At 54.5% G+C, this 25,278-nt stretch carries 20 protein-coding genes and 1 riboswitch; of the genes, 10 read left to right on the plus strand and 10 right to left on the minus strand.

What is annotated here, in order from left to right:
- Positions 1-245 precede the first annotated feature (245 nt).
- Complete coding sequence (gene asd, locus CRO19_RS07405; protein ID WP_097095272.1) at positions 246-1,355, minus strand: aspartate-semialdehyde dehydrogenase; 1,110 nt, start codon at positions 1,353-1,355, stop codon at positions 246-248.
- A gap of 221 nt (positions 1,356-1,576) precedes the next feature.
- Here asd and CRO19_RS07410 point away from each other — a divergent pair, with 221 nt between their 5' ends.
- From CRO19_RS07410 to CRO19_RS07420, 3 genes are all read left to right on the plus strand, one after another.
- Positions 1,577-2,170, plus strand: a complete 594-nt coding sequence (locus CRO19_RS07410; RefSeq protein WP_097095273.1) for a YhgN family NAAT transporter — start codon at positions 1,577-1,579, stop codon at positions 2,168-2,170.
- A gap of 311 nt (positions 2,171-2,481) precedes the next feature.
- Positions 2,482-3,054 carry a hypothetical protein gene (locus CRO19_RS07415; protein ID WP_097095274.1) on the plus strand — a complete coding sequence of 191 codons (573 nt, stop codon included), beginning with the start codon at positions 2,482-2,484 and terminating at the stop codon, positions 3,052-3,054.
- 8 nt (positions 3,055-3,062) lie between these two features.
- Entirely contained in the window at positions 3,063-3,497 is a 435-nt protein-coding gene (locus CRO19_RS07420) for a hypothetical protein (RefSeq protein WP_097095275.1), read from the plus strand.
- A 45-nt stretch (positions 3,498-3,542) separates the two neighbouring features.
- Here the strand turns inward: CRO19_RS07420 and panS are convergent, their stop codons facing one another.
- From panS to CRO19_RS25815, 4 genes are all read right to left on the minus strand, one after another.
- Positions 3,543-4,466 carry a ketopantoate/pantoate/pantothenate transporter PanS gene (panS, locus tag CRO19_RS07425; RefSeq protein WP_097095276.1) on the minus strand — a complete coding sequence of 308 codons (924 nt, stop codon included), beginning with the start codon at positions 4,464-4,466 and terminating at the stop codon, positions 3,543-3,545.
- A gap of 174 nt (positions 4,467-4,640) precedes the next feature.
- The gene (gene aqpZ / locus CRO19_RS07430) at positions 4,641-5,333 is read right to left on the minus strand and encodes an aquaporin Z (protein ID WP_097095277.1); all 693 of its coding nucleotides are present in this window, start codon (positions 5,331-5,333) and stop codon (positions 4,641-4,643) included.
- 264 nt (positions 5,334-5,597) lie between these two features.
- A complete protein-coding gene (lysC, locus tag CRO19_RS07435; RefSeq protein WP_097095278.1) occupies positions 5,598-6,953 on the minus strand; it encodes a lysine-sensitive aspartokinase 3 in 1,356 nt (451 codons plus the stop codon).
- A 111-nt stretch (positions 6,954-7,064) separates the two neighbouring features.
- Positions 7,065-7,259, minus strand: a riboswitch (Lysine riboswitch).
- Between the two features lie 185 nt (positions 7,260-7,444).
- A complete protein-coding gene (locus CRO19_RS25815) occupies positions 7,445-7,669 on the minus strand; it encodes a hypothetical protein (RefSeq protein ID WP_141400223.1) in 225 nt (74 codons plus the stop codon).
- Positions 7,670-7,758: 89 nt separating this feature from the next.
- On the opposite strand from CRO19_RS25815, the gene pgi reads away from it, so the two are divergent.
- A complete protein-coding gene (pgi, locus tag CRO19_RS07440; protein WP_097095279.1) occupies positions 7,759-9,405 on the plus strand; it encodes a glucose-6-phosphate isomerase in 1,647 nt (548 codons plus the stop codon).
- A gap of 70 nt (positions 9,406-9,475) precedes the next feature.
- On the opposite strand, the gene CRO19_RS07445 is transcribed toward pgi, so the two are convergent.
- On the minus strand, positions 9,476-11,623 hold the full coding sequence (locus CRO19_RS07445; RefSeq protein WP_097095280.1) for a TonB-dependent receptor family protein: 2,148 nt from the start codon (positions 11,621-11,623) through the stop codon (positions 9,476-9,478).
- Between the two features lie 205 nt (positions 11,624-11,828).
- Here CRO19_RS07445 and CRO19_RS07450 point away from each other — a divergent pair, with 205 nt between their 5' ends.
- The 5 genes from CRO19_RS07450 (at position 11,829) to CRO19_RS07470 (ending at position 17,337) form a co-directional block, all read left to right on the plus strand.
- The gene (locus CRO19_RS07450) at positions 11,829-12,959 is read left to right on the plus strand and encodes an ABC transporter substrate-binding protein (protein ID WP_097095281.1); all 1,131 of its coding nucleotides are present in this window, start codon (positions 11,829-11,831) and stop codon (positions 12,957-12,959) included.
- A gap of 584 nt (positions 12,960-13,543) precedes the next feature.
- Positions 13,544-13,792 carry an exopolysaccharide production protein YjbE gene (gene yjbE / locus CRO19_RS07455; protein WP_097095282.1) on the plus strand — a complete coding sequence of 83 codons (249 nt, stop codon included), beginning with the start codon at positions 13,544-13,546 and terminating at the stop codon, positions 13,790-13,792.
- A gap of 73 nt (positions 13,793-13,865) precedes the next feature.
- Positions 13,866-14,513: a YjbF family lipoprotein gene (locus tag CRO19_RS07460; protein WP_097095283.1), complete on the plus strand. Its 648-nt coding sequence runs from the start codon at positions 13,866-13,868 to the stop codon at positions 14,511-14,513.
- Positions 14,510-15,247 carry a capsule biosynthesis GfcC D2 domain-containing protein gene (locus tag CRO19_RS07465; RefSeq protein ID WP_097095284.1) on the plus strand — a complete coding sequence of 246 codons (738 nt, stop codon included), beginning with the start codon at positions 14,510-14,512 and terminating at the stop codon, positions 15,245-15,247. Before CRO19_RS07460 ends, CRO19_RS07465 begins: the two co-directional genes overlap by 4 nt.
- On the plus strand, positions 15,247-17,337 hold the full coding sequence (locus CRO19_RS07470) for a YjbH domain-containing protein (protein ID WP_097095285.1): 2,091 nt from the start codon (positions 15,247-15,249) through the stop codon (positions 17,335-17,337). The genes CRO19_RS07465 and CRO19_RS07470 overlap by 1 nt, the downstream gene beginning before the upstream one ends.
- A gap of 127 nt (positions 17,338-17,464) precedes the next feature.
- Here the strand turns inward: CRO19_RS07470 and metH are convergent, their stop codons facing one another.
- Positions 17,465-21,130: a methionine synthase gene (metH, locus tag CRO19_RS07475; protein ID WP_370659813.1), complete on the minus strand. Its 3,666-nt coding sequence runs from the start codon at positions 21,128-21,130 to the stop codon at positions 17,465-17,467.
- A gap of 14 nt (positions 21,131-21,144) precedes the next feature.
- Positions 21,145-21,348 carry a hypothetical protein gene (locus CRO19_RS07480; RefSeq protein ID WP_097095287.1) on the minus strand — a complete coding sequence of 68 codons (204 nt, stop codon included), beginning with the start codon at positions 21,346-21,348 and terminating at the stop codon, positions 21,145-21,147.
- Here CRO19_RS07480 and iclR point away from each other — a divergent pair.
- Positions 21,347-22,180, plus strand: a complete 834-nt coding sequence (iclR, locus tag CRO19_RS07485) for a glyoxylate bypass operon transcriptional repressor IclR (protein ID WP_097095288.1) — start codon at positions 21,347-21,349, stop codon at positions 22,178-22,180. The two genes, CRO19_RS07480 and iclR, sit on opposite strands and share 2 nt — an antisense overlap.
- Here iclR and aceK read toward each other — a convergent pair.
- Both aceK and aceA read right to left on the minus strand, forming a co-directional pair.
- The gene (gene aceK, locus CRO19_RS07490; RefSeq protein ID WP_097095289.1) at positions 22,177-23,910 is read right to left on the minus strand and encodes a bifunctional isocitrate dehydrogenase kinase/phosphatase; all 1,734 of its coding nucleotides are present in this window, start codon (positions 23,908-23,910) and stop codon (positions 22,177-22,179) included. The genes iclR and aceK overlap by 4 nt on opposite strands.
- Before the next feature lie 65 nt (positions 23,911-23,975).
- A complete protein-coding gene (gene aceA, locus CRO19_RS07495; protein ID WP_097095290.1) occupies positions 23,976-25,277 on the minus strand; it encodes an isocitrate lyase in 1,302 nt (433 codons plus the stop codon).
- Position 25,278: the final 1 nt, after the last annotated feature.

The raw sequence follows: 25,278 nt of genomic DNA on the forward strand, positions 1-25,278 counted from the left end.
GGAAAGATCATCACCGTGTACAACAAACCATTCAGTTCAAAAAACGAAAACAGTTAACAACCGGCACATCTCTGTTAAATCATAGCTTGGGGCTGGCAGAAGCCAGGGAGGAATGCGAAAAATTGTTGTCGGGCGAGCAAAAAGGGGAAGCGGATCACTTGTCTGGCGCAATTTGCATGAATTTTTGCAGCCTGAAGGTCAAAAAAAAGCCGGGAAACCCCGGCCTGTCTGGTTTGCCGCTGCGCTTAGTCAATCAGCAGACGCAGCATGCGACGCAGCGGTTCAGCCGCGCCCCACAGTAACTGATCGCCCACGGTGAAGGCAGAAAGGTATTCAGGCCCCATATTCAGTTTACGCAGGCGGCCAACCGGCGTGGTCAACGTGCCGGTAACGGCGGCAGGCGTCAGTTCGCGCATGGTGATTTCGCGATCGTTTGGCACCACTTTGACCCACTCGTTATGCGAAGCCAGCAGCTGTTCTATTTCACTCAGCGGCAGGTCTTTTTTCAGCTTCAGGGTAAATGCCTGGCTGTGGCAGCGCAGCGCACCAACGCGCACGCACAGGCCATCAACCGGAATCATACTGCTGGTGCGCAGGATTTTGTTGGTTTCCGCCTGGCCTTTCCACTCTTCGCGACTCTGGCCGTTGTCCAGCTGTTTGTCGATCCATGGAATCAGGCTGCCCGCCAGCGGTACGCCAAAGTTGTCGGTTGGCAAGGTACCAGAACGCGTGAAATCAGTAACGCTACGCTCGATATCCAGAATCGCGGAAGCCGGATCCTGCAGTGATTTCGCCACGTGATCATGCAGCATGCCCATTTGGGTCAGCAGTTCACGCATATGACGCGCACCGCCACCGGACGCCGCCTGATAAGTCGCAACCGATGCCCACTCCACCAGATCGTTGGCAAACAGTCCGCCGAGTGACATCAGCATCAGACTCACGGTGCAGTTGCCGCCGACGAAGGTTTTAATGCCGTTATCAAGGCCTTGACGAATCACATTGTGGTTCACCGGATCGAGAATGATGATGGCGTCATCCTTCATGCGCAGCGTGGAAGCCGCATCAATCCAGTAGCCCTGCCAGCCGCTTTCACGCAGCTTCGGGTAGACTTCACTGGTGTAATCGCCGCCCTGGCAGGTGATAATGATATCCAGCGCCTTCAGCGCCTCGATATCGAAAGCATCCTGCAGCGCACCGGTCGACTTAGTGCCGAACGCCGGTGCCGCCTGACCAAGCTGTGACGTGGAGAAGAAGACCGGATTGATGACGTCAAAATCGCGTTCTTCGCTCATGCGTGACATCAGCACTGAGCCGACCATGCCACGCCAACCAATAAAACCTACATTCTTCATTTTCTGTCCGTCTCGGGCGCTTCTGGAGAGGCCCTATGTGGTGCGAGGAAAAGACCGGCCGAACGATCGCGCCCGTCTGCGTAATAATCAGGTTTACCTATGACCGTCAACTCTACAAAATGCAGCACTTCTGGCAAGTGAATTAATTCGATTGCGCTAACTTTTTCAGCAGTACAACTAATAATGGCCCCCGGCCAAATCGATAGGATGGTTTACCTGACATGACTGAAATGATATCCGCGACCATATTGCTGCTGTTGATTATGGACCCGCTGGGCAACCTGCCGATCTTTATGTCGGTATTAAAGCACCTCGAACCCAAGCGCCGCCGGGTGGTGCTGATGCGCGAAATGCTGATCGCGCTGATTCTGATGCTGCTGTTTCTGTTCGCCGGTGAGCGCATTCTGGCGTTTCTCAATCTGCGCACCGAAACCGTGTCGATTTCCGGCGGCATCATCCTGTTCCTGATCGCCATCCGCATGATTTTCCCTTCCGGCGAAAGCAGCACCAGCGGCTTGCCTGCCGGTGAAGAGCCGTTCCTGGTGCCGTTGGCGATTCCGCTGGTGGCCGGCCCGTCGCTGCTGGCGACACTGATGTTGTTATCGCATCAGTATCCCAATCAGATGACGCATCTGGTCGGCGCGCTGCTGATTGCATGGGGCGTGACGGTGGTGATTTTGCTGATGTCGGGGCTATTTTTACGCCTGCTCGGCGATAAAGGGGTTAACGCGCTGGAACGCCTGATGGGATTAATATTGATTATGCTGGCAACGCAGATGTTTCTTGATGGGATTCGTACTTACCTGAAGTTGTAATTATCTTCAGGAGAAGCACGATATGAATATCATCATGCCGCTCAGTTAGGCGCCGCATTGAATCACTGCACATTCTGTAGCGGCGCGATTTATCGCGCAATGAATTGCGCCGCTACAATGTGTGCGCTGGGTTATTGGGAGGCTCTTAACTGACAAGCATTACGATATGAATATCAGCGTTTAATTTCGAATATTGGCTTAAGAATTGTAGGATGTAACTATAAGTAGTTACTTAAAGTTGTACTCTCTCATCAAGGCATCACACTTCTTTCAAAAAAATGGGTATATTTTCTGAACACCAGGAGGATGCCATGTTAAATAATATCGATTCTTACAAAGCGACAGGAATATTTATCATCATTGAAAGGATTTATAATCGTGACGTGCCAAACTGGCATGGAATTGGTTCTGAACTGGTTCAGATATATAAAGTTGTTTACCAACTCTACCGCAAGCAAGACCTTTTTCTTGACGGAGAAAGAATCACACCTGCAAATGCTTCATTATGGGATCATTTGAAAATTTTCGCAGGTTCAGAGCTTGAGCAACAAAACTCTAAAGACAACGAAACCCGCTTTGCTTTGGATTATGCAGGTTCGGAATTTAGAACAACGCCTCTCGTCTACCCGGGTTTGAATATTAAAAGCGTTTCTACTTTTTTGACCAGCGATCACCCCATCCCAACGCAAAGAATTCTGGCTTTTGGTCAAGACCCCATCCCTGACATCAAACTTTATGGCCGTTCGGATGCGCAATTTGTTATGGCTAACGGCGGAAAGGATGATCCGATGGCTGCAGCTAGATATGATTCAAATAGTGGTCAGCTGAAATTACTAGACCCCATTCATCAACTTTCCGCCGTGATGCGTGATATTACTTCATAGAGGTAAAGATGAGAGCTTTCTGCTTACCATTAGTATTTGCTGCACTTGCTTTGCTTTATGGTTTCTATTCTTGTCATCAAATTCTGGATTTTTACCTTATCGGATTCGATGGCATAACATCTGACATTAGCGTTATCTTCACTGCACCACTCTATGCTGCATTATTCTGTTTGTTTTATCAAAGCGCAGCATTTCGTTTATTCAATAGAGTAGTTAAATTCAGCACTTATAAAGAATGTATATTTCAGATTGCGTTTCAGATAACAAACACATTCACTTTATTAATTACAGGATGGCTGATTGCATGGAAAAAATCTGCTGAGCTAGTCACCCAATCTAAATTAGTAAGCATTGAAAGCATGGATATCATGTTAATTTACATCATATCCAGCGCCTTATCTTTTGCTTTATTTATCACAATCCGAAAAAGAATGGCTGATTAAATGGTAAAGCACAGGGGTGCGGCTATGGCACCCCATAAAATTTAATCACGGCTTTTTCTTATCTACCGGCTTACCTGACCAGTAACCGGCCAGCAGCGAACCGGAAAGGTTGTGCCACACCGAGAACAGCGCGCCCGGCAGTGCTGCCAGCGGTGAGAAGTAGAGTTTGCCCAGCGTCGCCGCCAGACCGGAGTTTTGCATACCCACTTCCAGCGCCAGCGTGCGGCAGGTCGATTCATCGAAGCCGAACAGTTTGCCGCCCCAGTAACCGCCTAGCAGACCAATCGCGTTGTGCAGAATCACCGCCGCAATCACCATTAAGCCGACCGAACCGATAAAGCTTTGGCTGCCTGCCACTACCGCACTGATAATAAGCAGAATACACACCATGGAAAATGCCGGCAGATAAGGCTCTACGCGGCGCACCACGCTATTCATCGAGTGGTGGATAATCAAGCCAAGGCTGATAGGGATCACCACGATTTTCACAATGCTAAGCAGCATGCCGACGACATCCACCTGAATGTGCGTATCGACATAGAGGCGCGTCAGCAGCGGCGTAGCGAATACGCCAACCAGCGCCGACACCGACGAGATGGTCACCGACAGTGCCACATCCCCCTTGGCCAGATAGATCATCACGTTAGATGCGGTGCCGCTCGCCACGCTACCGACCAGAATCATGCCTGCCGCCAGATCGGGTGGCATCTGGAACAGTTTCGCCAGTCCCCACGCGGCCAGCGGCATCACCAGGTAGTGCAGGAAAGTCCCGGCAATCACCGGCGCCGGGCGTACCAGCACGCGTTTGAAATCATCAATATTGAGCGTTACGCCCATGCCGAACATAATCAGCATCAGTAGATAGGTGACCCACGGACCAATGCCAAGAAAGGTGGAAGGTGAATAATAAGCCGCAACCGAGAGCAGCACGGCCCAGAGCGGGAACAGGCGAGTAAGTTTGCCGAGCATAACCAGACTTCCTTAGGAATTATTTTATTATTGCCACAGATGAAATGTCGCGCAGGGAACGACCACAGCGACGGAGGCAGGATCATAACATTTCATTATCATGACGTAAGGCGGGAAGACGCCTGCGGGGACAAATGCGGATCGGCTGCTGCCGATCCGTGGAATACGGCGAAATTACTCTGCTTTTTCCAGCAAAAAGCGGTAGATCACACCACCAATCGCGGCACCAATAATCGGTAACACCCAGAACATCCACAGCTGCTCCAATGCCCAACCCCCCTGGAAGATGGCAACACCGGTACTGCGCGCCGGATTGACGGAGGTGTTGGTGACAGGGATGCTCACCAGATGGATCAGCGTTAACGCCAGACCGATAGCAATTGGCGCAAAACCTGCCGGAGCATATTTATCGGTCGCCCCCATGATCACAACCAGGAACACTGCCGTCAGAACCAACTCGCTGATCATGCCCGCCTGCAGGCTAAAGCCACCCGGTGAGTGTTCACCGTAACCGTTGGACGCGAAGCCGCTAGCAGCCGCATCGAAACCCGCTTTACCACTGGCGATCAGATACAACACGCCTGCCGCCGCAATCGCGCCGACCAATTGTGCAATAATATAAGGCACTACCTGAGCCGCTGGAAAACGTCCGCCAGCGGTTAAACCAATCGTCACCGCCGGGTTAAAATGGCCACCTGAGATATGGCCAACGGCAAACGCCATCACCAAAACCGTTAAACCAAACGCCAGTGCGACACCCGCAAAACCAATGCCCAGTTCTGGAAACGCTGCAGCCAACACCGCGCTACCACAACCACCCAAAACCAACACAAATGTGCCGAGACTTTCTGCCACGAGCCTTTTCATATCTATTCCCTCAAATAATTTAATGTTTTCGCGGCGGGATTATCGTTTCAGGCGATTAAAGCACAACCGCTGAATGAGAGATTAGTGTGATTTTTAGGCAATTCCAGTGAAAACAAGAAGGGTCTCAGGCGCTTATCCGGGATTTTTCAGAAATGTCTGGCTCGAAAGCGACGCTACCGCTAGGCTTAAATTATTGTTTAAAAAAATTTACCAATAAAAAAGCCGGACCATGTCCGGCTTGATTTTTACCGCTAAAAATTTGCCTTAGGAACCAAAAAGATTCTTATGCAGTGCGCGTACCACCTCTTCTGCATCTGGCGTTGGCACCAGGAAGCACAGGTTGTAGCTGCTGGCACCGTAGCAAATCATGCGTAAATTAAACGGCTCCAGAGCGCCGAAGACCTCTTTGCCCACGCCACAGGCTTTCGATAGGTTATTGCCGATGATCGCCACCAGCGCCAGATTCTCTTCCACTTCCACACGACACAGCGAAGAGAGTTCAGTCAGCAGCGCCTGCGTCAGCAAGCTGTCACCGGTGGTGGTGGAGCCGGTGCTATCCAGCGTTAGCGCCACGCTCACTTCGGAGGTAGTAACCAGATCGACAGAGATGCTGTGGCGCGCCAGGATGTTGAACACTTCGGCGAGGAAGCCGTGGGCATGCAGCATATTCAGGCTATGCAGCGTCACCAGCGTTTGCTTACGACGCAGCGCCAGTGCCCGGAACAGCGGTGGATTTTTGGTTTCGTTGCACACGCGCGTACCGCCGGCGGCCGGATCTTTGCTCGAACCGACAAACACCGGGATATCGCTGCGCACTGCTGGCAGCAGCGTGGCAGGATGCAGCACTTTGGCGCCAAAAATCGCCATTTCAGCGGCTTCTTCGAAGGTAATTTCTTCGATACGTTTTGCCGTTGGCACCACGCGAGGATCGGTGGTGTAGATGCCCGCAACGTCAGTCCAGATATCGATACGCGCCGCCTGCAGCGCTTCGCCTAACAGCGCGGCGGTGTAGTCGCTACCGCCACGGCCCAGCGTGGTGGTACGGCCTTTAATTTCGCTGCCGATAAAGCCTTGTGTCACCACCAGCGCTTCAGCAATACGTGGCTGCAGCTGCGCCGCCGCCAGCTCTTTCACCGTAGCCACTTCCGGTTCCGCGCGGCCAAAACGGTCGCTGGTGCGCATCACTTTACGCACGTCGAACCATTCGCTGTTTACCTGACGCTCGCGCAGGATCTCCACGAACAGCAGCGTCGACATCAGCTCACCGTGGCTGACCAGCTCATCGGTCAGCGCGTGCGAAGTCGCCAGCGACGTGGCCTCAGATAGCATGGTGATATTTTCCAGCATGCGATCGATTTCGTCGCGAATCACATCCGGTGACTGCAGGCGATCGATGATGGCGTACTGAATACGGCGGATTTCATCCAGCAGGTACGCGCGCTGCGCTTGTTCCTGGCCTTCAGCAAGAGAAACCAGCAGGTTGGTGACGCCAGCGGAAGCAGAGAGCACCACTAAGCGAGTATTGGCATTTGACAGCACGACATCCGCGCTGCGGTTCATAGCATCAAAATCGGCAACGCTGGTGCCGCCAAATTTAGCCACGATCAGATGTTGAGACATGTAACGAACCCCGTGTCAGGTTATCTTTCTTCCGTTTTTGGGGCGGAAGACATAGTAGCAGCCTAGGCACAAGAGAAGAGCAGAATTGGGCAGACAAGATCAGAAGACAAGTCACCCAGAAGCGCTTCACCTTGCGAAGCGTCCGACTGTGGACGATTCTGGTGACAACCCAGAGGATTCAGCCCCTGCAGCCGACAGTGCAACACCCCGCGTGTTGCCCCACCTCGGCGTCACACCCCCTGATGTGTTATCTGCGGATACGGATCCTCAAACACACTGCCTGGGCGACGCGCCTCTTCTGGCTTACACCCGGAGGTGTAAGTAGCGCGCATAAAGTACTGATTAATTGTTCTGCTGTCCATACCCTTCATACGTCAAGTTTCAGGTGCGTTGGCTGCGTCTCTTCATCTCAGTCATTTACTTCAGTAAGCTCTTGAGATGAATACACTTGCCGCCTTCCTGAAACTCGCATTATTTTGGCTAGGTTTATTTCAGGTTGAAGATTTGCTCACCTTTACACTTCGGTAAACGCATCGTTGAACAAACGTGATGACCGACACCGACCTAAAGTAGAGTCCGAATGCAACAAACGCGGCTTTTTGCTGATGCGGCACAGGGAAATTTCCTGGCGTTCCGCTGACAATCGCCGCCGGATTTACCTGAAACACTGCGGCCACGGTCACAAATTTTTTCCCTTCGGTGGTAACTGTGGTCATACTCAACCCCGTGCAAGAATGCTAAGGATGCCGGGCCAGCAGGATGCCCCGGATGGAATGACGGTTCTTATTTCAACTAGAGTGTTGCCATGAAAAATATCAATCCGACACAAACCGCAGCCTGGAAAGCGCTGCAGCAGCATTTTGAACAGATGAAATCGGTGCAAATTGCCGACCTGTTTGCGCAAGATGCCGATCGTTTTGCGAAATTCTCTGCCACTTTCGATGACCAGATGCTGGTGGATTTCTCAAAAAACCGCATCACCGAGGAAACCCTCGAAAAATTACAGGCGCTGGCTAAAGAGACCGATCTGGCAGGCGCCATTAAATCGATGTTCTCTGGCGAGAAGATCAACCGCACCGAAGAGCGCGCGGTACTGCACGTAGCGCTGCGTAACCGCAGCAACACGCCGATTGTGGTCGATGGCAAAGACGTGATGCCGGAAGTCAACGCGGTGCTGGCGAAGATGAAAGGCTTCTCGGAGCGCATCATCAGCGGCGAATGGAAAGGCTATACCGGTAAAGCGATCACCGACGTGGTTAACATTGGTATCGGTGGTTCCGACCTCGGCCCCTTCATGGTGACCGAAGCGCTGCGTCCGTACAAAAATCACCTCAACATGCACTTTGTTTCCAACGTCGATGGCACACACATCGCCGAAACGTTGAAAGATCTCAGCCCGGAAACCACGCTGTTCCTCGTCGCCTCCAAAACCTTCACCACCCAGGAAACCATGACCAACGCCCACAGCGCGCGTGACTGGTTCCTGAAAACCGCAGGCGACCAACAGCACGTGGCGAAGCACTTTGCCGCGCTGTCGACCAATGGCAAAGCGGTCGGTGAGTTCGGTATTGATACCGACAACATGTTCGAGTTCTGGGATTGGGTAGGTGGCCGCTATTCACTGTGGTCAGCCATCGGTCTGTCGATCATTCTGTCTATTGGCTTCGAGAACTTCGAGCAGCTGCTGAGCGGCGCGCATGCCATGGACAAACACTTCGCCAACACGCCTGCCGAGCAGAACCTGCCGGTGCTGCTGGCGCTGATTGGTATCTGGTACAACAACTTCTTCGGTGCAGAAACCGAAGCCATTCTGCCGTACGACCAATACATGCACCGCTTTGCTGCCTACTTCCAGCAGGGCAACATGGAGTCCAACGGTAAATACGTCGATCGTGAAGGCAATCCAGTGGATTACCAGACGGGTCCAATCATCTGGGGCGAGCCGGGCACTAACGGTCAGCATGCGTTTTACCAGCTGATTCATCAGGGCACCAAACTGATTCCGTGCGACTTCATTGCCCCGGCGCTGAGCCACAACGTGTTGGCCGATCATCATCCAAAACTGCTATCGAACTTCTTCGCGCAGACCGAAGCGCTGGCGTTTGGTAAGTCGCGTGATGTGGTAGAGAAAGAGTACACCGATGCCGGTAAATCGGCCGAATCCGTGGCGCACATCGTGCCGTTCAAGGTGTTCCAGGGCAACCGTCCAACCAACTCCATCCTGCTGCGTGAAATTACGCCGTTTAGCCTCGGAGCGCTGATCGCGCTGTACGAGCACAAGATCTTCACCCAGGGCGCGATTCTCAACATCTTCACCTTTGACCAATGGGGCGTTGAGTTGGGTAAACAGCTGGCAAACCGCATTCTGCCAGAGCTGGAGAATGACGCGAAAATCAGTAGCCACGACAGCTCGACCAATGGCCTGATCAACCGTTACAAATCCTGGCGTTAAGTTCATCGGGGCAACCCCATCGCCAGTAACAAGCCGTCATCGCAGGATGACGGCTTTTTTATGTGCTGAATTAGAACTTTACCGACGCCTGCACGAAGTATGTACGCGGTTCACCCACATACTTGCCGTAGTTGTTATCGGTGGATCGGGTGAAGTAGCGCTGGTCAAACAGGTTTTTCACCCCGGCCCCCAGCGTCAGATTTGACCACGCTGGGCCGAAGTCATACTCGCCGCGCGCGTTCCACACCATCCAGCCCGGAATATCACCATACTGACCATCAGGCGTCTCTTCGGTAATGTATCCATTGCCGGCGTCCGCAGAACCCGGCGAACGCTGGCCAGACTGGGCGAAACCGTCTAAGTTCCATACCCAATTTCCGGTCTGATAACGGGAACCCACGGTAAATACCTGGCGCGAGTAAAACGGCAGATCTTTACCGGCAAACTCCCCTTTCTGCGCCGTGGCTTTGGTGTACGTGTAGGTGGTGTAGAGGCTCATCCCTTCCAGCGCGGGTGCCCACTCGCTCAAATCGTAGTTCAGCGCCAGCTCAATCCCTTCATGCCGCGTGGCACCCAGCGTGGTCCAGCCAATGGTATTGTTGATGTACTGCAGCTGGTTGTTGAAATCGATGTAGAACGCCGTCAGCTCAGCTTTCACCACGGTATCGTCGTAACGCGTTCCCACTTCATAGGTATAGGCTTTTTCCGGCTCAAGACCGGGTGCAGGCTGGCCGCCACTGCCACCGCGCGTCAGCTGGAAGTATTGCAGGCTACCAAAGGAGGTATTGGCGTTGGCGAACAGTTTCCATGAATCACTCAGGTGATACATCACATTCAGCGACGGCAGAGGTTCGCTGTATGACTTGTTGCGGTCAATATTGGCAAAACCATCTGAGACGTGAGTTTTGATATTTTCGTAACGCACACCCGGCGTGATTGTCCAGTTGCCGACGTTTACCGCGTCATCGATATATACCGCATGAGCTTCAGAACCGCCTGACGAATGCTGGTAATAATTTTCTTTAGCATCCGGCGCAGAAAAGGTGGTGTCCGGATCGTACCACCCTGAGCGATAGCCCTTTTCATCAGAGGTTTCATTTAGATAGCGGTAACCTACCGTGACTTCATGCGCCATATCCCAGATGCGGAACATCCGGGAATAACTCGGCTCTATCGCCCAGGTCGTATAATGGCGCGGTGCGGCAGCCAGACGACTTTTACCCAGATTCACACCGGTGCCAATGCCGCTTTGAATATCACTGGTACGGAAACTTTTGGTGAAGTAAGTCAGCACTTCAAGCTGGCTATCCTCTTCCTGATGGCGATATTTGAATGACATATCCTGACGGCGGCCTTCAAATTGATCGTAGCGACGCACCGACTGGAACGGATTGGCCTTGTACTGCGCTGCCGTTAAACCACCCGGCATCCCCGCTGACGCGTTGTAGTAGTGGAAGTTGGCAGTTAGCTGATCTTTATCCGTGAAGTCATAGCGAGTCTTCAGCATGAAATCATCGATATCGGTATTGTCATTGTTGGCGCGATAGCCCTGGCCGTGCAGTCCGGAGTAGAGCAACTCCGCGCCGAAACCGTTATCGGCGGTACCGCCGATGGAAGCACTGGTAAGCGTTTTCAATCCGCCATGTTCTGCGCCTTCGGTCTGCGTGCTGACGCCGCCGCCGAAGGTTTTCGGGATCTCTTTGGAGACGAAGTTAATCACCCCGCCCACGTTTTGCGGCCCGTAGCGTACCGCGGTGCCACCGCGAATCACGTCAATCGACTGAATATTGCCCATCGACAGAGGCGCCATCGACAGCTGCGGTTGGCCGTACGGTGCAACGGCCAGAGGCACGCCATCCATCATAATGGTGGAGCGCGGAGAGAGGCGTGAGGTCAAACCACGTACGCCGACGTTCAGCGACACGTCACTGCCGCCCGTACCGTTGTTTTCCTGGACCTGCACGCCGGGAATGCCGCGCAGAGCTTCGGAAACCGTTTCAGCCCCTTTCTCTTTCACCTGCTGACTGGAAACAATGGTTCGCGCGCCGGGATGGTCAAGCACCACGCTGTCTGGATCAGCATTGTCGAGCCAGTTGCCCACCACGGTTAAGTTGTCGGTACGATCGGCGGTTGTAGAAGTTGATGTTTCTGCAGCATGGGTGGGTAATGCGAAGGCGATGGCGCTCGCAAGCAGCGAATAGTGATAACCCTTTAACATTTATTAAATCAATCCCCAATAAGACAACTGTTTTTGTTTTAAAAAAGAAACAAGAATATGAATAATAACCATTATCAATTATAAAGTAAGGCAAGTTGATGCGTAAACGCTCTTTTGTTTATGCGGCACGCTTTTTATGGCTGTAACCTTGATATGAAAGGGTTAACAGCCCAGTTTCCGTTCCACTTTTACAGGTTGATTGACCATGCGATTCCCCCTCATTCGCGCGCTGCTGGCGAGCCTGCTGCTTACTGCTGCAGCATGCGTCGCGGCCGATCCCATTACTGTCACAGACATTGCCGGCCGCCAGGTGACGCTAGCGCATCCGGCGCAGCGCGTGATATTGGCTGATGCCCGGGCGCTACAGGCGCTGCAAATCGTGCATCCTGACGATCCCTTCAAAAATTTGATTGCCTGGGATAACACGCTTAAAACCAAAGCGCCGGATCTCTATGCGCTCTACCTGCAACGCTTTCCGCAGCTGAGCAAGCTGCCGATGCTGGAGAATGCTTACCTGAGTGATTTCAGCGTTGAACGCACGGTGCAGATGCGTCCTGATCTGATCATTTTTGATTTCGGGGTGCTGGAGAAGCTGAAGCAGAGTCGTGTATTGGATCAGCTGGAGAAGATTGGCGTTCCGGTGGTGTTCATCGATTTTCGCCTGCGCCCATTAAGCAACAGCGTGCCGAGCATTCGCCTGCTGGGCAAAGTGCTGGGCGATGAACAGCATGCGGAAGCCTGGAGTCAGTTTTACCAACAGCGTCTGAGCCTGATCCGCGATCGCACAGCATCCCTCACCGCCCAACAGCGTCCGCTGGTGTTTATTGAGCGTCATGCGGGCATGACCGGCGACGAGTGTTGTTTCACCTATGGCAAAGGCAGCTTTGGCGAATTTATTGAAACGGCGGGCGGGAAGAATGTGGGCAGCGATCTGTTCTCGGGCAAAAATGGCACCATCGGCCTTGAGCAGCTGATTACCAGCCAACCGGGCAAATACCTGATGACCGGCGCAGACTGGAGCGATAACTATAAACAGAGTATCGGCGTGCCGCTCGGTTATACCGCTGACCTTAAGCTCGCTCAGCAACGCCTTGATCATTTGCTGAATCGCAACGGTCTCAACGTGCTGAAGGCGGTGAAACAGCGCGATGTGATGGTAATTTATCATCAGTTCTATGACAGTCCGCTCAATATCCTGGCAGTAGAAGCCATGGCGAAATTCCTGCATCCGCAGCTATTCACCGACCTCAACCCTCAGGCAGATCTGGAGACGGTTCATCACGACTTCCTTAAAATGCCTTATTCCGGGTTATTTTGGCTAACGGCGACGCCTTGATATTTCCTGCCACATCAGATCCACAGATAGATTAATTCATCCCTGCTTGTTGGGATGAATTTCACCGCAGCAAAGCCATGACCCCGGCAATATTCCCTTCACTATGACGTTTAACTCCCTAATACCGCTGACAACGCCGTTATTTACCCATCACGTCACAGTTAGATTATTCTTAAAGTGACCTAAGGATAATCGGATCTTTTCAAGATAATTCCGAATGGCGCTCACTAAAAAATGGATCTATTTACCGAGAATTTAAATCTATCCGTATGATTGATTTATGATTTTTATTTATCCTGCTTCAGGAAAATCTGATTATTCCTATTCCGTACCAATAGTTAATGCAAAAGTGAAAAATCCTGCCTCACTTCGCACAACCCATTAATTATTCCACGCCTGCAAAAAAGTGCATTTAAAAAAAGCATCTAACGCCAATTCGCCGTATTTATCACCAGAAACATCACTGTTTGTTACCCTCTTTTACTCAGACTGAACTCTGGTAATTTGTTGCCCTATACTGAACGCGCCCGAAATCTGGGTACATCCTACATTCATTCATTTATATAAATGCAGGAAACGTTGTTATGAAAAAACTGATGGTTGCCGGTGCAGCCTTACTTTACGTTGCCGTCTCTTCCTCTGCGATTGCCGCACCGGAAGAAGCTGGTGCTGCAGCGGGCGCGCAGGCGGGAGCAATCTCTGCCGGTGCGTCTACCGCTGTGGGTATCGGCGCGCTCGGTGCGTTAGTGGGCCTCGGCATTGCTGCTTCTGGCGGCGGTGACGGCGCAAATACCGGTACAACAACAACCACCACAACGAGCACCACTCGTTGATGTAGCACCTTTAAACATAACCACACAGTCGTGTGGTTATTTTTTGTTTGGCTTATTTAGACAGGGATACACAGTGCGCCGACTCTCTTTGCTACTACTTTGCCTGTTATTGCAGGCCTGCACGCAAACGCAAAAAGGCCTCGAACAAACCGTAATGCTGGCCGTAAAGGGGCCGGATGATGTCACGGTCACTGACGAACAGGTCAATAACCTGCCCTACGCCAGCCTTTATGCCCGCATTAATGATGGCCCACGTATCTTCGTGGTGCTGGGTTACAACGAAAACGGTCAGCAGAAATGGGTGACTCAGGATAAAGCCATGCTGGTGATGCAGCACGGTCGTTTGGTGAAAACCCTGGGATTACCGAGCAACCTTACGGATGTCAGTAATCTGGCGCAGGATCCGCTTGCCGATGCGCTGCACCTGCAAAACGGTGCTGGCTGGACGCGCGTGGTGCAGTGGCGCGAACAGGAAAAAGTCCGTGCCGCAACGGCCACCTCCACCTTCCAGCGCGGTGACGATACCGTTCTGGACATAGCCGGTGAGCGCGTGCCCTGCCGCGTCTGGCATGAAACCGTGCGCATGGAAAGCGTGGGCGCGGAGTGGCAGAACACCTTCTGGATCGATAACCGCGACGGCACAGTGCTGCAGGCCAATCAGATGCTGGCCGCCGACGCCTTCCCTGTTGAAACCACTATTCTGAAGCCGGCGAAATCATGAAAAAAATAACTCCAATGCTGGCAGCGTTGATGCTGCTAACGGCTGGCCATGCGCTGGCCGCGGCTCACGTCACCGTGCACGATGTGCAGGGTAAAAACGCACTGCAAATCGATGATGCGCAAGACCTCTCTCAATTACTGACAAATCCTGCACTGCGCAGTTGGTGGCCGGGTACGGTGATTGCCGAACGCGGCGCAACCGCCGTGGCTCAACAACAGCAGCAACAGCTGCTGGCCGATCTGCGCGCCTGGCAAGCCGACAGCGGTGAGTCGCTGGCCGCCACTATTGGCGCAGTCATCCGCCAGCTCAATGACGTAAAAGTCACTGGCCGCCAGTTCACTTCGCTCGATCCCGATGAAGTGCGCCTGCGTCCGCAGGCTAACCGCACGCTGCAGGGCAGCTATGACCTGTACACGCTGGCGCAGCCCACGCAGGTGCTGGTGCTCGGTGCGCTGAGCAATCCCGGTAAAGAGAGCTGGCAGCCCGGCCGTGAGGTGCGTGATTATCTTGACGGTCACGAACGCCTGTCCGGCGCGGAGCGCAGTTTTGCCACGGTGATTGCGCCGTCCGGCAGCACGCAGCAAGTGCCTATCGCTTACTGGAATCATCGCCACGTTGAAGTGGAGCCCGGCACTATTATCTGGCTCGGTTTCACCTCATGGAGCCTGCCCTGGGGCCAAAGCGATTTGAATACGCGCATGCTTTCCGTTCTGACTCACCGGATACCAGACTGATGAAAAAACAATTACTTCTCAGCCTGTTGGCTGCTTCCGTTGCCGCTGCCTGCCAGGTGCATGCGGAAACCTGGCCTGAACCGGTCGGTCCTTCGCAATCGGATTTCGGCGGCGTGGGCCTGATGCAAACGCCAACGGCGCGTATGGCGAAAGAGGGTGAATTTAGCGTTAACTTCCGCGATAACGATCAATATCGTTACTATTCGGCCTCACTGCAGCTGTTCCCGTGGCTGGAAACCACCGTGCGTTATACCGACGTGCGGACGCGCCGCTACAGTGCGGTAGAGGGTTTCAGCGGTAACCAAAGCTATAAAGACAAAGCCTTCGATGTGAAGCTCCGGCTGTGGCAGGAGAGCTACTGGCTGCCCGAAGTGGCGGTTGGCTCGCGCGATTTAGGCGGCACCGGTTTATTCGACAGCGAATATCTGGTCGCCAGCAAAGCGTGGGGCCCGTTTGATTTCACCTTAGGCCTGGGCTGGGGCTATCTCGGCAACAGCGGCACCATCAAAAATCCGTTCTGTTCCTACAGCGACAGTTTCTGTAGCCGCACCGGCGGTGGCGAAGCGGGTTCGATTAATGGTTCGCAGATGTTCCATGGCCCGTCGGCGCTGTTCGGCGGCGTGGAGTATCAGACGCCGTGGCAGCCGCTGCGCCTCAAAGTGGAATACGAAGGCAACAACTATCAGGATGATTTTGCTGGCCGTCTGGATCAGCGCAGCAAGGTTAACGTCGGCGCGATTTATCGCATCACCGATTGGGCCGACATCAACGCCAGCTACGAGCGCGGCAACACCTTTATGTTCGGCTTTACCCTGCGCACCAACTTCAACGATCTGCATCAGTCGCACATTGATAGCGAGAAACCGGCCTACAACCCGCAGCCGCAGGGCGACCTGCTGCAACCAACGGTGGTGGCGAATCAGCTGACGGATCTGAAGTACAACGCTGGGCTGAACGGCCCGCATATTCAGACCAAAGGCAGCACGCTGTACGTTTCCGGCGAACAAACCAAATATCGCGACACGCGCGAAGGCGTCGATCGCGCCAATCGCATCATCATGAATAACCTGCCAGCCGGTATCGATACCATCGATGTCACCGAGTCGCGCTTCAATATGCCGCAGGTCAGCACGCGCACCAACGTCGCCAGCCTGCACAACGAGCTGGCCGGTTATCCGCTGGGACACGAGCAGCCGCTGCAGCAGACGCGTGATAATCCGGTCGATCCCGGCACCACTGAGCAAGGCTTCTTTATCCGCAAAGAGCGCCTGAACTACAGTTTGTCGCCGGTGCTGAATCAGTCGGTGGGCGGACCGGAAAGCTTCTATATGTATCAGGTTGGCGTGATGGCCAACGCCGATTACTGGCTCACCGATCACCTGCTGGTGGGCGGCAGCCTGTTCGGCAACGTCGCGAATAACTACAACAAATTTAACTACAACGGCGCGCCTGCGGATTCCACGCTGCCGCGCGTGCGCACCCATATTCGCGATTACGTTGAGAACAACGTTTACGTCAACGATCTGCAAGCCAACTACATGCATTCGCTCGGCAATGGTTTCTATGGCCAGGTTTACGGCGGTTATCTGGAAACCATGTACGGCGGCGTCGGTGGCGAAGTGTTGTATCGTCCGATTGATAGCAACTGGGCATTCGGGGTTGATGCCAACTACGTGAAGCAGCGTGATTGGGACAACATGATGCAGTTCACCGATTACAAAGCGCCAACCGGACACTTCACCACCTACTGGCGTCCATGGTTTATGCAGGATGTCTTGGTGAAAGCCAGCGTCGGGCAATATCTGGCAAAAGATAAAGGTGTGACGCTGGATGTGTCGAAGCGCTTCGACAGCGGCGTGATGGTTGGCTTCTACGCCACCAAAACCAACGTGTCGGCAGAAGCGTATGGTGAAGGCGACTTTACCAAAGGCTTCTACATTTCGGTGCCGATGGATCTGTTTACCGTGACGCCAACCCGTGGCCGTGCACAGGTGAATTGGGTACCGCTGACGCGCGATGGCGGCCAGATGCTGGGCCGTAAGTACCAGCTGTACGATCTGACGTCAGATCGCGATGCGCGGTTTAACTGATTGATTATTTTCATTAATTGTAGGGTCGGCATTTATGCCGACCTTTTTTTATTACGCGCCCCGTTCACGGTCGCCATTAATGGCGACCCTACGAAGGGCCGCCATTGATGGCGATCTCCTAAATGAATTAATCCGCGTCATAACCCAGATTCGGCGCCAGCCAGCGCTCAACCTCGCTCACGCTCATCCCTTTACGCGCCGCGTAATCTTCCACCTGGTCGCGTTGAATCTGCGCCACGGCGAAATATTTACTGTCAGGATGGCTGAAGTACCAGCCGGAAACCGCCGCACCGGGCCACATGGCGAAGGATTCGGTGAGTTTCATGCCGGTATTGGCTTCCACCTCCAGCAGCTGCCAAATGGGCGCTTTTTCGGTATGTTCCGGACAAGCGGGATAACCCGGCGCGGGACGAATGCCCTGATAATTCTCGCGAATCAGCTCTTCGTTGCTGAGATTCTCATGGGCGGCAAAGCCCCAAATCACCTTACGCACCCGCTCGTGCAGATACTCGGCAAAGGCTTCCGCCAGACGATCCGACACCGCTTTCACCATGATTTTGTTGTAATCATCGTGCTGCTTGTCATACGCCTCGGCCAGCGCATCCTCTTCTATGCCTGCGGTAACGGCAAACGCACCGAGATAATCGGCTTTACCGCTGGATTTCGGCGCCACGAAGTCGGCCAGACAATAGTTAGCAAAGTCGGTTTTCTCCGTCTGCTGACGCAGATGGTGGCTCACGCACAGCACCTCATCACGGTTCTCATTGCGATAGATCTCAATATCATCGCCGACGCGGTTAGCCGGGAAGATGCCGACCACGCCGCGTGGATTGAGCGTGCCGCTGGCGCTCAGCATATCGAGCATGGCATTCGCATCGGCAAACAGCCGTTTGGCCTCTTCACCCACCACCTCATCTTCCAGAATGCGCGGATATTTCCCTGCCAGCGACCAGGTCATAAAGAACGGCGTCCAGTCGATGTAATTACGCAGCGTTTCGATGCTGGCTTGCACCGTGCTCACACCGAGGCGATGCGGCACCGGCGGCGTGTAGCTCTCCCAATCGATGGAATAATCATTATCGCGCGCGGTTTGCAGACTCACCGGCGGCGTGCGCGGCTTTTTACGTCCGTGCTGAATGCGCACCGTGTCGTACTCTTTGCGCGTGCGCGCCACAAAATCCTCTTTCAGCGTGTCGGAGAGCAGCGATGACACCACGCCCACGGTGCGCGAGGCGTTTTGCACATACACCGTTGGACCGCTGTAATTCTGCTCAATCTTCACCGCGGTATGCGCCTTCGAGGTGGTCGCGCCGCCAATCAGTAGCGGGATGGTGAATCCCTGGCGCTCCATCTCTTTCGCCACGTTGACCATTTCATCCAGCGACGGCGTAATCAGGCCGGAAAGCCCGATAATATCGGCGTTCTCAGCAAGCGCGGTTTTGAGGATTTTGTCACTCGGCACCATTACGCCAAGGTCGATAATTTCGTAGTTATTACACTGCAGTACGACGCCGACGATGTTTTTGCCGATGTCGTGCACGTCGCCCTTCACCGTCGCCAGTACGATCTTGCCGTTGCTGCGTCCGGCCTCTTTGCTGGCCTGAATATAGGGTTCGAGATAGGCCACTGCTTGCTTCATTACGCGCGCCGATTTCACCACCTGCGGCAGAAACATTTTACCCTCGCCGAATAGGTCGCCGACCACGTTCATGCCGGACATCAGCGGTCCTTCAATCACCTGAATCGGGCGTTCGGATGCCTGACGCGCCTCCTCGGTATCCAGCTCGATAAACTCGGTGATGCCTTTCACCAGCGAGTATTCCAGACGTTTTACCACGTCCCAGCTGCGCCATTCGGCCTGCTGTTTCTCCTGCTCACCGTCGCCTTTATTGCCGCGATACTTCTCCGCCAGCTCCAGCAGGCGCTCGGTACCCTCATCTCGGCGGTTGAGGATCACGTCTTCCACCGCATCGCGTAGTTCGGCTGGCAGATCGTCATAAATCGCCAGCTGCCCGGCGTTGACGATGCCCATGTCCATGCCGTTGCGGATGGCGTAATAGAGGAACACCGCGTGGATCGCTTCACGCACCGGTTCGTTACCGCGGAACGAGAACGATACGTTGGAGACGCCGCCGGAGATCATCGCGTGTGGCAGCTCGCGCTTAATGTCTTCACAGGCGCCAATAAAGTCCATCGCGTAGTTGTTGTGCTCTTCAATACCGGTGGCAACGGCAAAAATATTCGGATCGAAAATGATGTCTTCTGGCGGGAAACCGACCTCTTCGGTGAGGATCTTGTAGGCGCGGCGACAGATTTCGATTTTGCGCGCGCGCGTATCCGCCTGGCCGATTTCATCAAACGCCATCACCACCATCGCCGCGCCGTAGCGACGCACTTTGCGTGCGTGCTCAATGAAAGGTTCAACGCCCTCTTTCATCGAGATGGAGTTAACGATGCCTTTGCCCTGAATGCACTGCAGGCCTTTCTCGATCACCTCCCATTTTGAGGAGTCGATCATGATCGGCACGCGCGCGATATCCGGCTCACCGGCGATCAGGTTGAGGAAGCGCACCATGGCCGCTTCCGCATCCAGCATGCCTTCATCCATGTTGATATCAATGATTTGCGCACCGTTCTCCACCTGCTGGCGCGCCACATCCAGTGCTTCGTTATATTTCTCTTCTTTGATCAGCCGCTTGAACTTAGCCGAGCCGGTGACGTTGGTACGTTCGCCAACGTTGACGAACAGTGAATCGGCGTGAATGTTGAGCGGTTCCAGCCCGGCTAAGCGGCAAGCCACCGGAATCTCCGGCAGCCGGCGCGGCGCAACGCCTTCTACTGCTGCCGCCATCGCCGCGATATGCTCCGGCGTGGTGCCACAGCAGCCGCCGATAATGTTGAGGAATCCGGCGCGTGCCCACTCACCAATCTGCTCAGCCATGATGGCGGCATCAAGATCGTATTCACCAAAGGCATTGGGCAAACCGGCATTCGGGTGCGCGGTGACGTAACCTTCGGCTATGCGCGACAACTCTGCGACATATTGACGCAGTTCGTCCGGGCCGAGTGCACAGTTAAGGCCAAATGACAGCGGCTCGGCGTGGCGCAGCGAGTTATAGAAACCTTCGGTAGTTTGGCCGGAGAGCGTACGACCGGAGGCATCGGTGATTGTGCCGGAGATCATCAGCGGCAGCGTCACGCCCATCGCTTCCATTTCGGCCTGCACCGCATAGATGGCCGCTTTGGCATTCAGCGTATCGAACACCGTTTCGATCATGATGAGATCGGAACCGCCGGCAATCAGCGCATGAGTCGATTCACGATAGGCATCCACCAGCTGATTAAAGGTGACGTTACGATAGGCGGGATCGTTAACATCCGGCGAGATAGAACAGGTGCGGTTGGTCGGGCCCAATACGCCCGCCACGTAGCGCGGGCGATGCGGCGTTTTCGCCGTCCATGCATCCGCGCAGGCTCGCGCCAGTTTAGCGGCTTCGAAGTTGATCTCCGCCGACAGCGCTTCCATCGCATAGTCCGCCATCGCAATGGTGGTGGAGTTAAAGGTGTTGGTTTCCAGAATATCCGCGCCCGCAGCGAGGTACGCATCATGAATTTCGCGGATCACCTGCGGTTTGGTGAGCACCAACAGATCGTTGTTGCCCTTCAAATCGGATGGCCAGTCGGCAAAGCGGCTGCCACGAAAATCCTGCTCGCTCAGTTTATAACTCTGGATCATGGTGCCCATGCCACCGTCCAGAATCATGATGCGTTGCGCCAGCTGCTGCTGCAGCATGTCTGTTTTATTGCTCACTCTTGCCCCGTCCACGTCATTGCGTTGGCAACAATGCCAGCCAGACATACTGGCATATCTTTAAGGTGAGCAAAAGTCAGGTCAGATGAGACATTTTCAGCCAGGATGCCTAACAGATCCGACCAGAAAGCGAACGTTTGCATTCGTACCATTAAAAACGAAAATGGTTTCCATAATTGATGCGATTGTGGAGAAGTCATGGCAACCCCTGCGCCCGTGAAACGCGGCAAGAAACCTCGTGCTACAACCACCACCACCAGCGCGCCTGTAGGCGGGCAGGTTCAGTCACTGACGCGCGGCCTGCGCCTGCTGGAGCTGATTGCCGAATCCCACGGCAGCGTAGCGCTCACGGAGCTGGCCCAGCAGGCTGGCTTACCGAATTCGACCACGCATCGCCTGCTCACCACCATGCAGCAACAGGGTTTTGTCCATCAGGTAGGCGACTTAGGGTTATGGACCATCGCTTCACATGCCTTTGTGGTCGGCAGCAGCTTTCTGCAGAGCCGCAATCTGCTGGCGATTGTGCATCCAGTATTACGCAAGCTGATGGAAGATGCCGGCGAGACGGTGAATCTGGCGGTGCTGGATCTTAGTGATTATCAGGCGGTGATTATCGATCAGGTGCAGTGCACGCAGCTAATGCGTATGTCGGCGCCGATCGGCGGCAAGCTGCCGATGCATGCATCCGGTGCCGGTAAAGCCTTTTTGGCGCATCTGAGTGATGAGCAAGTCACGTCGCTGCTGCACCAAAAAGGATTGCATCACTACACGCCGAAGACGCTGATGTCGCCGCACAGCCTGAAAGAAAATCTGGCGCTGATTCGCAAAATGGGCTTTTCGCATGATGATGAGGAGCACGCGCTGGGTCTGCGCTGTGTCGCCGCGCCGATTTATGACGAGCACGGCGAACCGTTCGCCGCGATTTCCATTTCCGGCCCGATTGCGCGTATGACCGACGACCGCATTACCGAACTGGGTGCGCTGGTGATTCGCGCCGCCAAACAGGTGACGCAAACCTATTCTGGCCGCTAAGCGGCCACCGAAGCATAGCGCGCGCTGAAACGCTGGCTGGCGCGCCAGGCAATCACCTCTTCAATATGCCCTGCGCGGATGCGCACTTGCAGCGCACGCCACCAGTTGGGATCAAACAGCTGGGGATGCAGCGCCAGCAGCAATTTACCGGTCGCCGGTTCGCTGCACAGCGCATAGCGGAAGGTTTCCGGGAACACATCATCCGGCCCAACGCTATACCAGGGCTCGGCCTGTAGCTCATCCTCTTCATAACGTGCCTGCGGCACATCGCGGAATACCAGTTCGCTCATCGGACGGATTTCGTCGTAGTCGTAAAACACCACGCGACCATGGCGCGTCATACCAAAGTTTTTGAACAGCATGTCGCCGGGGAAAATATTCGCCGCCGCCAGCTGGCGAATCGCATCGCCGTACTCGCCAATCGCGTGCTGCCGCTGCTCCGGCGTGGCCTGCGCCAGCCACAAATTGAGCGGCTCCATGCGCCGTTCCAGCCATAAATGGCGGATGATTACCACGTCGTCGCGCACTTCCAGCTTTTCAGGAATATCGCGTTCAAACTCCGCCATCAGCTCGGCGGGAATACGCGCGCGCGGTAACGCAAAGTGTTCGAACTCCTGCGTATCCGCCATGCGTCCGACGCGATCGTGCTCTTTAACCATGCGGTAGCAGTCGCGCACCTGCGCATCGGTAACCTCTTTTTGTGGCGCGAAGCGGTCTTTGATCACTTTGAACACCCGATCAAAACCGGGAAGCGTGAACACCATCATCACCATGCCGCGAATGCCGGGCGCGATGGTGAAATCCTCCTGGCTGTGTGCCAGATAGTGCAGATATTCACGATAACATTCGGTTTTCCCGTGCTTCTGACAGCCAATCGCCATGTAGCGCTCAGCGACGGTTTTGCCTGGCAGAATCGGTTGTAGCCACGCCACCAGCGCTGCCGGCACCGGCGCGTACACCATGAAGTAAGCGCGCGCGAAGCCAAACACGATGCTGGCATCATCGCTATCCGTGAGACAGGTATCGATCCACAAGCGTCCAGCATCATCACGCTGGATCGGCAGCAAGCAGGGCACCATGCCATCACTCAGCTGCAGCCGCGCCACAATCCACGCGGTTTTGTTGCGGTAAAACAGCTCGCAGGCGACATCCAGCGTTGCCGTTGCCAACTGCGCGGCGCCAAACTGTTCATGCAGATGACGGACAATCCAGCCGATATCACGCGTCTGATCCTGCCACGTCAGGCGCAGCGGCATGTCATTTAACACCTGACGCAGCGTTTCCTGCCAATTTTGCTGCGGGCGATAGAGGCGCGACAGCGGGCGCTGCGCAACCGGAGCCGGCGCGTAAGGCTGCGACGGGAAGATAAATAGCCGCTCGGGCGAAAGGTGTCTGTGTCCCTGCAATCGACAATAGACCGAGTTAAAAAAGCTTTCGGCAATTTCATGGCGCGGATAGCCAGGCAACAGGGTTTCGTAATGGCTTTTAACGCGCAGCCAAAAGGCTTCATCCCATTCAGAGGTGTCATTGAGAATGCGCAGCTGATGGGTAACCAGGCCAACGTGGTGATCGTAGAGATGGATACGCGCTTTCATTGCCTGCTGCACCGCGAGCCAGTCGGCCTGCTCGAAGCGCTGCTGTGCGCCGGCTGTGATATCCAGAAAGCGACCATACTGCGCATCAAAACCTTGCAGGATGGTGTGGGCGATCAGCGATTCTCTCGGTGTCATCGGCAACGCTCCAGGAAAACGGTCGCCATTAATGGCGACCCTACAATGGCAGTATCGGTGTGGGTTTAGAACTGCGAGGCTTCAGTGGAACCGGTTAGTGCGGTTACCGAGGATTGCCCGCCCTGAATCACATTGGTGATGCGATCGAAATAGCCGGTGCCGACTTCCTGCTGATGTGACGAGAAGGTATAGCCTTTATCGCGTGCCGCAAACTCCGGCTGCTGCACTTTTTCCACGTAATGCCGCATACCTTCGCCCTGCGCATAGGCGTGGGCGAGGTCGAACATGTTGAACCACATGCTGTGAATGCCAGCCAGCGTGATGAACTGGAAGCGATAGCCCATGTCGCTCAATGCCTGCTGGAAACGCGCGATGGTGCGATCGTCGAGATTTTTCTTCCAGTTAAACGACGGCGAGCAGTTATAGGCCAGCAGCTTGCCGGGATACTGCGCGTGAATCGCATCGGCAAAGCGCTGTGCCAGCTCAAGATCGGGCGTTGAGGTTTCGCACCACAGCACATCGGCATACGGCGCATAGGAGAGCCCGCGACTGATCGCCTGTTCAATGCCGGCGTGCGTGCGGAAAAAGCCTTCGGCGGTGCGCTCGCCGGTGATGAACGCCGCATCGCGCGGGTCGCAGTCGGAGGTAATCAGATCGGCCGCATCGGCATCGGTGCGCGCGATCAATACTGTCGGCACGTTCATTACATCCGCCGCCAGACGCGCCGCCACCAGCTTTTGGATGGCTTCCTGCGTCGGCACTAGCACTTTACCGCCCATGTGCCCGCACTTCTTCACCGCCGCCAGCTGATCTTCAAAATGTACCGCACCTGCACCGGCCTGAATCATCGATTTCATCAACTCGAACGCGTTGAGTACGCCGCCAAATCCCGCTTCTGCATCGGCCACAATCGGCAGGAAGTAATCAATAAAATCGCTATCTTCTGGCGACACGCCGCTGGCCCACTGAATCTGATCGGCACGCTGGAAACTTTGATTGATGCGCTCCACCACATTGGGCACCGAATTCACCGGATACAGCGACTGATCGGGATACATCTGTCCAGCAAGGTTGGCATCGGCTGCCACCTGCCAGCCGGAGAGGTAAATCGCCTCAATACCGGCTTTCGCCTGCTGCACCGCCTGGCCACCGGTCAACGCGCCGAGGCTGTTGATATAACCTTTGCTGGATTCGCCGTTGAGCAGCGACCACAGTTTGGTCGCGCCGCGCTCTGCCAGCGTGCAGGCCGGATTGACCGAACCGCGCAGGTTGATGACATCTTCCGCACTGTATGGTCGTGTGATCCCTTCCCAGCGCGCCTCGTTCCAGCTCGATTCCAGTTGTTTGATCTGTTGCGTACGATTCATA

This window comes from Candidatus Pantoea floridensis, assembly GCF_900215435.1.
GTDB lineage: Bacteria > Pseudomonadota > Gammaproteobacteria > Enterobacterales > Enterobacteriaceae > Pantoea > Pantoea floridensis.